The organism is Thioalkalivibrio sp. ALE19 (assembly GCF_000428605.1).
Classification (GTDB): Bacteria; Pseudomonadota; Gammaproteobacteria; order Ectothiorhodospirales; family Ectothiorhodospiraceae; genus Thioalkalivibrio.
The window spans coordinates 1-13,297 of record NZ_AUAG01000036.1 but is presented as its reverse complement, the minus strand read 5'-3'; the positions used below and the strand labels follow the sequence as shown (position 1 = coordinate 13,297).

Below are 13,297 nucleotides of genomic sequence, written 5' to 3'. Positions count from 1 at the left end.
GGGCGTCGATGATCGCCTACCGGCTCTCCTCGGACGTTCGCCGCTCGATCTTGCGGGTGGCGACCGTGCCGCTCTTGCGCTCCACCAGCGTGACCAGCGCGGCCGCACCGCTGCCCAGCACCGTCTCGCCTTCCCAGTCGCCAAAACGCCGACGTTCGTCGACCACCGTCGGCCGCTTCTCACTCCCGACCCGGTTGACGATCCGGCCCCGGCGATCGACCGAACCGTAGCGCTTGCGGTAGTGCCGCCGGCGGTGCCGCAGATGGTTCACCAGCGAGCCGTGTTTTTTCATTTCAAGACTTCCCACGTCACAGGCGTACAGGCGGGCACATCGACATTGAGACGCTTCCCAATTAGTTCTTCCATACACTTGGGCGGCATTCCATAGCCAGGCCGAACACTCCTTATAGCGTCAGCCGTGATGACTTCCCCCGCCTTGAGATCCTTGACGAAGTACAACGAACGGCGGAACTTGGCGCTGCCCTGTTCACTGGATTTTCGGCCGTAATTAACCTGGCCGAGCGCCTGCCAAGCTGTGGCCGCATCACGGCAAAGAGCCGCAAGGTCCGCAGGCTCCAGGGAGAAGCTGTCATCCGGGCCACCGCCGTTGCGGTCGAGGGTGAAGTGCTTCTCGATGACGGACGCGCCCAAAGCGACGCTCGTAACCGCGGTGGTATTGTCGATGGTGTGATCGGACAGGCCGGTGACCAGACCAAAGCGCTCGATCATGTCGGGGATGGTCCGCAGGTTGTAGTCTTCCGCTGGTGCGGGATAACCGCTCACGCAGTGAAGAATGGCCAGTTGGTCGCAACCTGCGCCCTTGGCGGCGTCGATAGCCTCCTGGATTTCCTCCGCGTCGGCCATGCCGGTAGAAATGATCATCGGCTTACCGGTGCGCGCGACGTATTCGATCAGCGGCAGGTCCACGGCCTCGAACGAGGCAATCTTGTAAGCGGGCGCGCCGAGGTCTTCGAGCAGGTCGACGGCCGTGGTATCGAACGGCGAGCTGAAGATCGTGATGCCGAGCTGGCGGGCGTAATCGAAGAGGGGCTTGTGCCAATCCCAGGGTGTGTGGGCCCATTCATACAATTCGTAGAGGGTACGCCCCTGCCAAAGGCCTTCGGTAATCTGAAAGTCAGGCAGATAGCTATCCAGCGTGATCGTGTCCGGCCGATAGGTCTGTATCTTGACGGCATCCGCGCCCGCCTTCTTCGCTTCCTCGAGCAAACGATAGGCGGTATCGATGCAGCCATTATGATTGGCCGACATCTCAGCGATCACGTACGGTGCCTCGCCAAGGCCAATCGTCCGTCCGTCAATCGTGATCCTTGTCATCTTCACTAACCTTCTTGAGTTCGATGGTGTAGGTGTGCCCATGCAGTCGGAAGAACGCCGGGTAGCGATCCGGGTCCATCAGGCGGATCTTGTTGAATGAATCGGCAAGTGGCTGCCTGGGATCGACCTCACTATCCCTCGGCGTCCGCCTAGGGTGGTACGTCGCTTCCATATCCGGATTCTGAGGTTCAGGTGCTGCGCCCTTCGATACCAGCTCGAGTGCCTTGTCCATCAGCGCCATCTCGCCTGAAAAGAGGATGGCGTTGATCTCGTCATGAAGTGCGTGACGCGGAACGCGCAATTTCTGCTTTGCCCAGAGGGGTCCGGTATCCACCCCATCCTCGGCGCTCAGAAGAGAAAGAGTAATAGATTCCGCCCCTTCCAGAAGGTCCCAGACATGAGGACTCCACCCTCTCCCCCTCGGAAGATCACTGGCATGTAGTACGAACGTGTGTTTATATCTTTCTCGCGTAGCCGCATTGATAAGTTCGCTACACGAGACCAGAAACAACAGATCACCGCCGGGAAGGTCGTGCTTGTCTCGATAAATTGCAATCTCGTGTTCTCTGGAATGATCCCGTTGCCAGGACTCAAGCCACTTGTTGACTGGGTGATCGGCACTGGAACAGAGGATACTGATTTGCATCATGCGCTCACGCTTTCCATCTCTTGGATCGCCATTTGCGTGCCATTGCCGTCGGTCAGATTCGAGGCCGCCATAGCTGTATCTGCCAGCGCCGTGGCTTCGACCAGGCTAGCCCAACGTCGAGGCAACACGACCAGATCATCGGGTGTGCCAATCATCTGTCCCGCGCCAGCAGAATGCAGCGCTTCGCCGATTGAACGCTGATTCTCCGCCAACACGACCATCAGGGCCGGCAGCCCCAGACAACAACGCTCCCAAGAGGTACTCCCCGCCGCCCCGATAGCCAAATCGGCCTCGACCATGCGCCTGGCCATGTCTTGGACGTCCACCTGCACCCGGGTGGGCCACGGCATGGCGGCGCACTGTTCCCGGACTTCGGTCAGCCATGGTGCGTTTCCACCCATCACCACCTCGATTTCGGCATCATCGGGAAGCGGGCAGGACCGGAGGGCACTGAGCGCTTTTCCAGTAGCGTTGTGCTGGTCCACACCCCCCATGGTCACCAGCAGCCTTTGCAGGCGCGGCGACCGGCGTCCGCGCAGGCTTTCCTCACGCTGTTGCCCAAACTCCGGCCGCAGGAGTGCGTATCGCGGGCCGACCAGAATCCGGCAACCGGCAGGAACCAGATCCGTGTAGTCTTCGGCACTGCGGCCCAAATTTTGGTCGAGCAGCAGATCGGCCTCATGGGGCCGGTCGGCCAGGTCGTCAATAACCAGCACACGAGCACCTTGCGCCTTGACGCATCTTTCCCACCGGGCATCGAGCGCGTAGTGATCGATCACCAGCCAGTCCGGATTTAGTTCACCGACGATCTCAAGGCATTCGCGCGCATCGGTCTCCCAGGACACGCCGAGCCAGTGGACATGTGGGGACGCCGCCTCGCCGGAATTTTCGCCTAAGTTGTTAGTGACCAGCGGCAATACGTGGACAGAGAACCCGTGACCCCGGATCGTCTCGATCCGGTTGCCTTCGTGCTGTCGACAGATGAAATGACACTCGTGACCCCGCTCACGCAGGCCCTCGGCCAACGTCAGGCAACGCATGACGTGCCCGTTACCGATCTGCTCCGAAGCGTCCGCCCGGAATACAACTGTTTGTTTCCTGGGCGTCATTCGGCTTCCCGCGCCTCCGCCTGCATCGCCTTGAACAACCACTCGGCCCGTCGCCAGTCCTCGGGGGTGTCGATATCCTGGACACGCTCCCGCGGCAGCACGATGGGAATCGAATCCGAATTCATGATCGGCACACCTGAAAGCCACGCCGCGCTCCGCCCCCAGTAGAACTGGCCGGCGTCGTGCCAGGCTTCCTCAAGATCCTGCGACCGGGTGTTCGCATATTCGGGATGGAACATGACCAGTCGGCCGGCATCGGTCATCCGCAGGGCGCGCTGTATGGGAAAGGCGTAGCTGGTCACGGACAACGCGTATTCCGCGTTCGAGGCTTCCAGCGCTTCCTGTCCCCGCCGAATGTCGTCAGACCGAACGAAGGGTGCCGTGGCGTACAGGCAGCAGACCGTTTGAGGGTCCTCGCCGCGAGCTTGGAGCCACTCGATAGCGTGGGCAATGACCGGAACCGTGCCGGTATGGTCGTCGGCCAGATCAGCCGGCCGCCGGAAAGGCACCTCGGCGTCGTGCTGCTCCGCCACGACGGCGATCCCGTCATCATCGGTGGAAACGATCACGCGATCGAAGCAGCCGCTGGCCCGCGCTGCTTCGATCGACCAGGCAATCATCGGCTTACCGCAGAACGAGCCGACGTTCTTGCGAGGAATGCGCTTGCTGCCGCCGCGGGCGGGGATGATGGCCACTTTCATCTGCCTAGCGCCCCCTTGAGCGCAGTGACGACCTGGTCCTGTTGCGCCTCGGTCATCAATGGGAAGAGCGGCAGGATGATGGCCTCGGCGTAGTAGTGCTCTGCTTCGGGGTAGTCGCCCGGTCGGAAGCCCATCTGCCGATACCAGGGCTGGGTATGCACCGGGATGTAATGCAGATTCACGCCGATGCCCTGCTCGCGCAGCGACTCGAATACGGCCCGGTGGGAACGGTCGATCTCGTCGAGTTGCAGGCGGATGACGTAGAGATGCCGGCCCGAGTAGCTGTCCGGGTGTTGCCACGGCGTGATGAATGGCAGGTCGGCGAGCAGTCGGTCGTAGCGCTCCGCCAGTTCGTTGCGGCGGGCCACGTAGGCATCCAGGCGCTCAAGCTGCGACAGGCCGAGCGCCGCCTGCATTTCCGTAATCCTGTAGTTGAAGCCCAGTTCGATCTGCTGGTAGTACCACGGGCCGTCCGGCGCATGGGTCATCTGCTCCGGGTCGCGGGTGATGCCGTGGGAGCGCAGGCGCGTCATGCGCTCGGCCAGTTCGGGATCGTTGGTTACCGCCATGCCGCCCTCGCCGGTGGTGATGATCTTCACCGGGTGGAAGCTGAACACCGTGATATCGCTGTAGCGGCCGCAGCCCACCGGCTCGCCCTTGTAGCGCCCGCCGATGGCGTGGGAGGCGTCCTCGATGATACGAAAGCCGTAGCGCTCGCTCAGGGCGTGAATGGTAGCCATGTCGCACGACTGGCCGGCGAAGTGGACGGGCACCACTACCTTGGGCAGCCGCCCTTCCCGTTCGGCCACGGCCAGCTTCTCAGCCAGCGCATCCGGGCTCATGTTGTAGGTGTGCGGGTCGATGTCGACAAAATCGGCCTGGGCGCCGCAGTACAGCCCGCAGTTGGCCGAGGCGACGAAGGTGATGGGGCTGGTCCAGAGCCAGTCGCCGGGGCCGAGGTCCAGCGCCAGGCAAGCGATGTGCAGGGCAGAAGTGGCGCTGTTGGTGGCGACCCCGTGCCCGGCGCCTACCTTTTCCGCCACCGCCTGCTCGAAGCGCGGCACCACCGATCCCTGGGTGAGAAAGTCGGAGCGCAGGACGTCGACGACGGCCTGGATGTCGTCTTCGGTGATCTGCTGGCGACCGTAGGGGATCACGAGTGCGACCTCACTGCCGGGCGATCTCGTTGAATGCGCGGATGCCCTCGATGTCGAGGAATTCGGCATTGTCACCCGAGTTGTACTCGAAGCCCTGTGCCACCGGTGCGCCCTCTTCACCCAGGGCATTGGGGGAGAAATTGTTAACCCGACCAGCGAAGGTGATGGTGGGGCGGATGACGAAGTGGTCATCGAACTCCAACGTCAGGTGAGAGTCATCCGCCGGGCACATGATCTCGTGCAGCTTCTCGCCGGGGCGGATGCCGACGATCGTCTGCTTCAGCTCCGGCGCCATGGCGGTGGCCAGGTCAGTGATCCGCACCGACGGGATCTTCGGCACGAAGATCTCCCCGCCGCTCATGCGCTCGAAGTTCTTCAGCACGAAGTCGACGCCCTGTTGCAGGGTAATCCAGAAGCGCGTCATGTCGGTGTGGGTGATGGGGAGCTCGGTAGCCCCTTCCCGGATCAGCTTTTCGAAGAACGGCACCACGGAGCCGCGCGAGCCGACCACGTTGCCGTAGCGCACGACGGCGAAGGAGGTGTCGTGGCCCCCGGCGACGTTGTTGGCCGCGACGAAGAGCTTGTCGGAGGCGAGTTTGGTGGCACCGTAGAGGTTGATGGGGTTGGCGGCCTTGTCGGTCGAGAGCGCGATGACCTTTTGAACCTCGCTCTCCAGCGCGGCCCGGATAACGTTCTCTGCGCCATGGATATTGGTCTTAACGCACTCCATGGGGTTGTACTCTGCAGCCGGAACCTGTTTGAGAGCGGCAGCGTGGATCACGTAGTCGACGCCACGCATGGCCTGGACCAAGCGATCCGGGTCACGCACGTCACCAAGAAAATAACGCATGCAGGGGGCGTTAAACTCTTGGGCCATCTCATACTGCTTAAGCTCGTCACGGGAGAAGATGATGAGTTTCTTCGGCGTGTAGCGCTCAAGGATGGTTTGAACATAGCGTTTCCCAAAGGAGCCGGTACCGCCGGTTATAAGTACCGTTTTGTTATTGAACATGTAGTACTTTCCTTCTTAGCCGTGTTGAGCCATTTGCTTGAACATCTTGTTGCGTCCGGCAAATTCTTCGTAACTGCCGCCATCAACCCCATGGCCTTTTTCCAACAGTAAGAGGGTCGCGCACTTACGCACGGTGGACAACCGGTGTGCGATAAGAATCACTGTCTTATGTTCACTGAGCGCCTCAACCGCCCGCATGACAGCTGCTTCAGTATCGTTGTCCAACGCGCTGGTCGCTTCGTCGAAAACCAGCACGGGCGGATCATGATAGAGCGCTCGCGCAATGCCGATCCGCTGCCGCTGCCCACCCGAAAGCCGCACACCGCGCTCGCCCACCACGGTGCTGTAGCCCTGCGGCATGTCGCTGACGATGAAATCGTGCACCTGGGCCATGCGGGCGCAGCGCTCGACCTGTTCGTGATCGATCTGCTCGGGCGGCACGCCCAGGGCGATGTTCTCTGCCACGGTCGAGTCGGTCAGGAAGATATCCTGCGGCACGTAGCCGAGCGCCTGCTGCCAGGCGCGCAGGTTGGCGTCGGTAATGGGCTGGCCGTCCACCACGATGGCGCCTTCGGTGGGGCGCAACAGGCCGAGGAGCACGTCCACCAGGGTGGTCTTGCCGGCGCCGGAGGTGCCGATGATGCCCACGGAGCTGCCCACGGGGATTTCCAGGTTAATGCCCTGCAGGGCCGGGCGCTCTGCGTTCGGGTAGGTGTAGTGGATGTTCTGCAGGGCGATGGTCTGCTTGGGCTCCAGCGGCTGGGGCGCGCGCTTGTACAGCTCGGCCAGCGCGGAGCGCTGGTGCAGGTCGTTGTAGGCGTTATCCACGGCGGCGGCGCCGAAGCGGAGTTTGGCCATGCCGGCATAGATGCGCTGGGCGGCCGGCAGCATGCGGTAACCGGCAAAGGCGTACAGCCCGAGGATGGGCAGGATGTCGCCCAGGGCGCCGCTGTCGGTGCCGTCCTGGGTAGCCAGCAGCACCAGGGTGAGCGCGATGACGCCGCCGAAGCCGACCGCCTCGATGACGAACTTGGGGACTTCGCCGAGCGTCTGGTTGGTGGCCTGGTGGCGGGCCTGTCGGGCCGAGGGGCCGTCGAACCGGGAGAGGTAAGCGTGTTCTCGGCCGAGCAGCTTGATGTCCTTGATACCGCCCAGGGCCTCGCTGGCGGCAGTGAAGCGCTCCTGGTTGGCGCCGGCGCGGTCGCGCCCCACGCGGCCGAGGATGCCGCGCACGGCACCAAAGATGAGCGCATACATGCCGCCGATCACCACGGCCACGCCCAGTGCCAGCCACGGGTCCACCACGATCAGCAGGATGACCAGCGCGAGGATGACCACGCTGTAGGCGACCATCTGCATGCCGGGGCGGAAGACCTGCTGCACGAGCTGGTCCACCTCGGAGAGGATGTTCTTGGCCATGTCGCCGCTGTGGCGGTCGAGGAAGAAGGCGTAGGGCTGGCGCAGGTAGGTCTCCAGCAACCGCTTGCCGATGCTGTGGCGGCGCATCTCGATGAAGCGGTTCATCGCGTAGTGCGTGAGCGAGCGGAAGAAGGCGGAGAACAGGATGAGCCCGAAGGCGGCCGCGCCCAGCGCGAGGATGAAGGCATCCACCGAGGTGAAGCCCAAGCCCTCGTACACGGTGTTGAGCACCGGGTTGGTCTGCACCACTTCGGGGTTGCCGAGTACGCTCAGGAACGGCATGACCGAGGCGACGCCGGCGGTTTCCAGCACGGCCATGACGATGACCATGCCGAGCACGAGGCCGCCGCGGCGTTTTTCCTTGCGGCTGAGCAGGGCCAGGGCTTTGCGGTAGGTGCTGAGCATGGGGTGGCCGGTTGGGTGGTTTCTGGTTGATTTTCTTGTGGGAGGCCAGCCCTCTGGCCGATCTGGCATGGCCGGTCGGTGCCCGATGCCCCACCGGGGGATCGGCCGGAGGGCCGGCCTCCTACGCGGGGTTGTTCACCGCTTGAACGAACTGCGGATTGGGCCACGAATCGTGGGGCGAATCAAGTTCGCGGCCGAGGCCGCTCCTACGGTGCCATGCGCGGTCTGTGGGAGCCTGCTCGCAGGCGAACCGGAAGGGGCCAGTGCTTTGCGGTAGGTGCTGAACATGGGGTAACTGGGCAGCCTCAGGGTCGGGTGTTGGGTTCGGGATGCGGGGTTATTGGGTATCTGCCGGAACAGCAAACTGAACCGTCGGGATGACGACCCGCGGCAACTCCATGCGGGCGCATTGATTGCTTACAAATTCACGCCAGTATGGCCATACGTGGTAGCTGGCATTCCTCTGTGCAAAGGCTTCGAGCGCTTCCGGACCCGGGTCGGTATCGGTGTCGTATTCGGCAACAAATGTCGCCTCGATCTGCGCCAGCACACCATCGCTTTCTGCCTCACCGGCTTCGTGTTTCTCCCGGTCTTCGCCTTCCCGGGCGGGAGAAGCTGGCAACAAGCGCAGGCCCAGCCCGATGAACACCCGGAAGACGTAATACGATGTCTCTGCTTCGCGGACTTCCATGAGATAGCTGCGGTCCACATGGTGCTTGAACTGCGGCTGGTATGCCTCGACGGGTGAAAACCGCGGGTCATGATCTTCCGCCAGCCAGGCACTGGACTGGCGCACGCTTACCCCGTGGATTCGCAGGCAATCGACGGCTGCTTGGATCGGGGAATCCGTCATACAGCTGGCGCCATCCACTTATCGGCTTTGCTGGAGTCGCTCGCGCCGATGTCATGGATGATTTGCGGGCGAGCCGTTCCAGCCTTGCCGCCGGCCCGGGCAGTGGCGGGTTCTGCATGCCACTCGGCGGGAACCGTACGGGTGGGCGTCTGCACCCCGACGTTGTAGCTCAATACGGCGACGATCTGCTGGTTGAGGCTTACGCCTTCGTCTTCGGCCAGGGAGACCAGTGCGCGGTGCAGTGTTCTGGGCACGCGCAGTGTAATGCGCCCACTGAAGTCATCCGCAGGCGGCAAAGGCTGCGGCAGCGCGCGTCCGCTTTCCTTCAGCGCTGCCTCGGTGGTCTCGATGGTATCGATCGCGAGCTCGTAGGCCTCGTCGTGGGTGTCGGCGTATTCGACAACGTCCGGCAGCTCTCGTACCCGGGCCTCGAAGCAGGCTTCTCCCTCCTCGATGACCCGGCGTATCGTGATCCCGTAGTCCTGCGCGTTCATGACGTCTCTCCCTTCAGCCATTGGCTCAATTCCGGCTCCCGCTCCTCGAGCATCCTGCGGATGTTCCGGACATAAGCTGGCTTGATTTCAGGGTTTTTCCCGTGTCCGCATGTGTAGGAGGTCGAGTAGAAACTCGGCAGCCCGGCATGGGTGACCACCTTGTGGCCTGCTTTCTTCCCGTCGCGGACCTCGAAGCCCAGGGTTTCGAGCAACCGTCGCAATTCATCGCATCGCAGGGAACCGCCCGCACCCTGGAGCTGCTGCAGTACATCCTTTACGTTAGCAGACATCTGACACCATATGCAGTGTCACCCCTATCTTGGGGTGGAGAAGCGGGAAACAGGCTGAGCCCGAAGTCCGCCGCGGCGTTTTTCCTTGCGGCTGAGCAGGGCCAGGGCTTTGCGGTAGGTCCTGAGCATGGGGTGGCCGGTTGGGTGGTTGTCGGTTGATTTGCCCGTAGGAGGTCAGCCCCCTGGCCGATTGCCCTGCCGATCTGGTTCGCCGGTGGGGCAATCGGCCAGGGCAATCGGCCAGGGGGCTGGCCTCCTACGGGGCGTGTTCAGCCCTTGAACGACATGCGGATTGGGCCACGAAAAATGGGGCGAATCAAGTGCGCTTTGGGCATGGTCCGATGTATGGTCGGGGTTGGCTTACGGTCAGGGAAGACGATATGGAGATCGTGCATCACGGGGGCGCCAAGGGCGTAACGGGCAGTTGCCATCGGCTGCGGCTGTCGGCGCGGGATTCGTTTCTGGTGGATTGCGGGCTGTTCCAGGGGCGCGACCATGGGCCGGGCGATACGCTGGAGCGCCATGCGATCGAGTTTCCGGTGGAGGATATCCGGGCGCTGGTGGTCACGCATGTGCATATCGACCACATCGGGCGGCTGCCGTATCTGCTGGCGGCGGGTTTTGACGGGCCGATCATCTGTTCGAAGCCGTCGGCCCGGCTGCTGCCGCTGATGCTGGAGGATGCGCTGCGGGTCGGCTTCACCCGCGACCAGCAGCTGATCGAGCCGGTGCTGGAGACCATCGACGAGCGGCTGGTGGCGCTGGAGTACAACGCGTGGCATGCGCTGCCGGTGGAAGATGCCGCCCTCGCCCCGCGGGTGCGGCTGCAGCGTGCGGGCCATATCCTCGGTTCGGCCTATGTGGAGTTCGATTTCCGCGAGCCGGGGGAGCGCCGTTCGCGCCGGGTGGTCTTCTCCGGCGATCTGGGCGCGCCCGGGGCGCCGCTGCTGCCGGCGCCGAAGCCGCCGCACCGGGCGGATACGCTGGTGCTGGAGAGCACCTATGGCGACCGCCTCCACGGCGACCGCCGCGAGCGCGCGGCGCGGCTGCGGGCGGCGGTGGAGCATGCCCATGCCAACGGCGGCACGGTGATCGTGCCTGCCTTCAGCATCGGCCGCACGCAGGAGCTGCTGTATGAGCTGGAGGGGCTGATCCATCGCGGCAACCGGCGCTGGCGCGAGCTGGAGGTGGTGCTGGACTCGCCGCTGGCCGCGCGCTTTACCGAGGTCTACCGCGAGCTGAAGCCGTTCTGGGATGCCGAGGCGCACCAGCGCCTGCGCGCCGGGCGCCATCCGCTGGATTTCGAGAACCTCTACACGGTGGCCGACCACGACACCCACCTGCAGACGGTGGACTACCTGGCCCGCTCCGGCCGCCCGGCGGTGGTGATCGCCGCCAGCGGGATGGCCGCCGGCGGCCGGGTGGTGAACTACCTCAAGGCGATGCTGGAGGACGAACGCCACCACGTGCTGTTCGTCGGCTACCAGGCGGAGGGTACGCCGGGCCGCGCCATCCAGGCCGCCGGCCGTGGCGGCCACGTGGAGCTGGACGGCGAGCGCTACGCCATCCGCGCGGGCGTGGACAGCATCAGCGGGTATTCCGCCCATGCGGACCAGGCCGACCTCCTGCGCTTCGTGCGTGGCATCCGCACCGGCCCGCAGGACATCCGCCTGGTCCACGGGGAACCCCACGCCCGGGAGGCCCTGTGGGAGCTTGCTTGCAAGCGAACAGGTTGAGCCCGAGACGAAAGCCCGTCCGGTTCGCGGCCGAGGCCGCTCCTACGTGCGAACCGGCGCAGCCTGGAAAAGGGCAACGAAGCCGCTATGGCTCACGGGCTGGTCACCTGCCATGGATGTTCCGCATGGGTTGTGTCCATGTGCTCCACACGAGGCTGGGCGTCGATGAACCGTAACCGCTGTTTAAGACCCAGTTTGAGGTTGGACGGGTTCAGTCTTCGGTGCCCCTTGCGCCCATGGGTCGGCTGTTCCAGGTGCAGCACGATCCGGAGCCGCCGCGCACTCACCCAGAGATGCGCCAGTCGGCGTTCTTCGGGTTCAATCGTGCCGTATGCGCTGTTCCCGCCGGCTCCGGCGGCCACAAGCCCCGCCAGGCTGTCCCGTACCTTGGCGGCCACCTCGTCCGGCAACTCGCTCGGCTTGGTCCGCGGGTGCTGACGGTAGTCCTTGACCTCGATGAGGTAGGTGGTTTTGTCCCACCGGGCCACAAAGTCGACTGCTTTCGCGCCGCCGCACGTGTTCTGAAAACCGCCGGTGAAGAACCGCCAGCCGTCGTACTGCCCTGCCTCCACACCGGCGTCAAAGTGAAAGGTGAGACCACCTTCGGTGAAGCGGCTTCCTGTCACGACTTCACTCCAGCTCCAGGTAATCGTCGGCCTGCTCAAGCTCCGCATCCAGCAAAGCGAGCGGGTGGATCTCCTCGAGGGTATCCGCCTGGCTCACCTCGACTCCCGCTTCTCCCTGCGAAAGGGCGAAATACCGCTGCCGCGCGGCCCCTTTGCCCCGTCGCTCGGCGGCGATATCGATCTCCCGCAACAGGAAAAGGCTGTGGGTTGCGAGCACCACCTGGATGCCCTGCTCCGCCACGCTGAGAATGGCCTCGGCCACCGCGCGGATCAGGCGCGGATTCAGGTTGCTCTCCGGCTCATCCCAATAGAGGTAACCCTGCTCCAGAAGTGATCCGGTCACGATGAGCTGGACGAGTGTCGCGATCTTGCGCCATCCTTCAGCGACCAGCCCCATCTCCAGGTTGCCCCGGCCCGGCTGTCGCAGATAGAAACGCCCGTTCTCCAGGACCACACGCCCGCCCATCAACTCTTCAAGCGGCTTCAGTAATTCGCGCGCCCGCTCCTCGCGCGCACCCTTCAGTGTTGGAGCGCCCAGCAACACACAGGTGTCCCGCCAGGTTTCCTCGAACTCCAGGTAATGGTTTTCGTAGACCGAGACGAAGCCCGGATAGATGGTCAGCAGCTCGCGCGTGGGCAGGTAGACCGGTGGCTTGTCCAGCCAGGCGTCCGGCAGGCGCGTGACATTGACCTCGCTCTTGCTCTGGGTGTGGAAATCGAAGTCGATATTCCAGCGCTTGTCTTCGAAACGAGCACTGACATAACCCCGACTTTGTCCCTGCTGACGCCGGGCCAGCCGGCCGAGGCTGTCCGGTTTGAACACCCCGACAAGCTTGTCCGCGAACCGCGGCTGGAGGATGGCCTTGGTGGGTTCCCGTTCTTCTTCCCGACCCCGACCGCCTTCCGCTAGCACCGACTGGATGGAATACGCGAGCTTGAGCAGATGAGTTTTGCCCGTAGCGTTCTCCCCCACAATCACGTTCAGGCCGGGAGTAAACTCCAGATGGGCATCGCCGAAGGCCGTCACGTTTTGCAGGTCGAGTTGCTTGAGCATGGGCGTCTCGCAGCCTTTCGGCGTGTTTTCCGGATCCAGTCGTCGCAGACTAGCGTACGCAACTCGCAAATGGTGAGGAAGAGGCACCGTTCGCGGCCGAGGCCGCTTGTATGTTTACCCCCGGCAGGCCTAGAAAGGGTCTGTCGGGGTGGAGGGACGAGGCCGGCATCTGGCCTGCGGCACAGACAGTAGGAGACTTCGTCCCACCCCTCACCTGAAGCGCCGATAAGGAATCGATCGGCTCGGGACCGACGATCGATGGCAAGCCAGCGTTCGGTGAGGCCCCGACAGACGGTTTTACGCTAGCTCGGGAGGTGAACGATGGCAACATCGGTAACGGCTCAGCGGATCGGGGTCGATGTGGGCAAAACCGAACTGTGGCTCAGCATGAACGGCGAAGCCGCGCAACGCTGCGACAACACACCGGCAGCCATCCGGCGCTGGATGAGCGAGCTGA

14 protein-coding genes are annotated in these 13,297 nt (G+C 63.5%); 1 reads left to right on the top strand and 13 read right to left on the bottom strand.

The window, feature by feature from the left end:
• Positions 1-16: 16 nt before the first annotated feature.
• The 11 genes from F787_RS17235 to F787_RS16560 form a co-directional block, all read right to left on the bottom strand.
• Complete coding sequence (locus F787_RS17235) at positions 17-292, bottom strand: hypothetical protein (RefSeq protein WP_028492445.1); 276 nt, start codon at positions 290-292, stop codon at positions 17-19.
• Positions 289-1,335 carry a pseudaminic acid synthase gene (pseI, locus tag F787_RS0112845; protein ID WP_042805964.1) on the bottom strand — a complete coding sequence of 349 codons (1,047 nt, stop codon included), beginning with the start codon at positions 1,333-1,335 and terminating at the stop codon, positions 289-291. Before pseI ends, F787_RS17235 begins: the two co-directional genes overlap by 4 nt.
• Complete coding sequence (locus F787_RS0112840) at positions 1,316-1,984, bottom strand: formyltransferase family protein (RefSeq protein WP_028492443.1); 669 nt, start codon at positions 1,982-1,984, stop codon at positions 1,316-1,318. The genes pseI and F787_RS0112840 overlap by 20 nt, the downstream gene beginning before the upstream one ends.
• Positions 1,981-3,093, bottom strand: coding sequence for a UDP-2,4-diacetamido-2,4,6-trideoxy-beta-L-altropyranose hydrolase (gene pseG / locus F787_RS0112835; RefSeq protein ID WP_028492442.1), 1,113 nt, complete (start codon positions 3,091-3,093; stop codon positions 1,981-1,983). Before pseG ends, F787_RS0112840 begins: the two co-directional genes overlap by 4 nt.
• On the bottom strand, positions 3,090-3,794 hold the full coding sequence (gene pseF / locus F787_RS0112830) for a pseudaminic acid cytidylyltransferase (protein ID WP_028492441.1): 705 nt from the start codon (positions 3,792-3,794) through the stop codon (positions 3,090-3,092). Before pseF ends, pseG begins: the two co-directional genes overlap by 4 nt.
• Positions 3,791-4,951, bottom strand: coding sequence for a UDP-4-amino-4,6-dideoxy-N-acetyl-beta-L-altrosamine transaminase (gene pseC / locus F787_RS0112825; protein WP_028492440.1), 1,161 nt, complete (start codon positions 4,949-4,951; stop codon positions 3,791-3,793). Before pseC ends, pseF begins: the two co-directional genes overlap by 4 nt.
• Positions 4,952-4,961: 10 nt before the next feature.
• On the bottom strand, positions 4,962-5,963 hold the full coding sequence (pseB, locus tag F787_RS0112820; protein WP_028492439.1) for a UDP-N-acetylglucosamine 4,6-dehydratase (inverting): 1,002 nt from the start codon (positions 5,961-5,963) through the stop codon (positions 4,962-4,964).
• A 15-nt stretch (positions 5,964-5,978) separates the two neighbouring features.
• Positions 5,979-7,787: an ABC transporter ATP-binding protein gene (locus F787_RS0112815; protein ID WP_028492438.1), complete on the bottom strand. Its 1,809-nt coding sequence runs from the start codon at positions 7,785-7,787 to the stop codon at positions 5,979-5,981.
• A gap of 337 nt (positions 7,788-8,124) precedes the next feature.
• Entirely contained in the window at positions 8,125-8,640 is a 516-nt protein-coding gene (locus F787_RS0112810; protein ID WP_028492437.1) for a hypothetical protein, read from the bottom strand.
• Positions 8,637-9,134 carry a toxin-antitoxin system HicB family antitoxin gene (locus F787_RS0112805; protein WP_231373450.1) on the bottom strand — a complete coding sequence of 166 codons (498 nt, stop codon included), beginning with the start codon at positions 9,132-9,134 and terminating at the stop codon, positions 8,637-8,639. Before F787_RS0112805 ends, F787_RS0112810 begins: the two co-directional genes overlap by 4 nt.
• Complete coding sequence (locus F787_RS16560; RefSeq protein WP_081619194.1) at positions 9,131-9,424, bottom strand: hypothetical protein; 294 nt, start codon at positions 9,422-9,424, stop codon at positions 9,131-9,133. The genes F787_RS0112805 and F787_RS16560 overlap by 4 nt, the downstream gene beginning before the upstream one ends.
• A gap of 380 nt (positions 9,425-9,804) precedes the next feature.
• On the opposite strand from F787_RS16560, the gene F787_RS0112795 reads away from it, so the two are divergent.
• A complete protein-coding gene (locus tag F787_RS0112795; protein WP_028492434.1) occupies positions 9,805-11,160 on the top strand; it encodes an MBL fold metallo-hydrolase RNA specificity domain-containing protein in 1,356 nt (451 codons plus the stop codon).
• 92 nt (positions 11,161-11,252) lie between these two features.
• On the opposite strand, the gene F787_RS0112790 is transcribed toward F787_RS0112795, so the two are convergent.
• Together F787_RS0112790 and F787_RS0112785 are read right to left on the bottom strand one after the other, a co-directional pair.
• On the bottom strand, positions 11,253-11,786 hold the full coding sequence (locus F787_RS0112790) for a hypothetical protein (RefSeq protein WP_028492433.1): 534 nt from the start codon (positions 11,784-11,786) through the stop codon (positions 11,253-11,255).
• Between the two features lie 4 nt (positions 11,787-11,790).
• Positions 11,791-12,840: an ATP/GTP-binding protein gene (locus F787_RS0112785; RefSeq protein WP_028492432.1), complete on the bottom strand. Its 1,050-nt coding sequence runs from the start codon at positions 12,838-12,840 to the stop codon at positions 11,791-11,793.
• Positions 12,841-13,297: the final 457 nt, after the last annotated feature.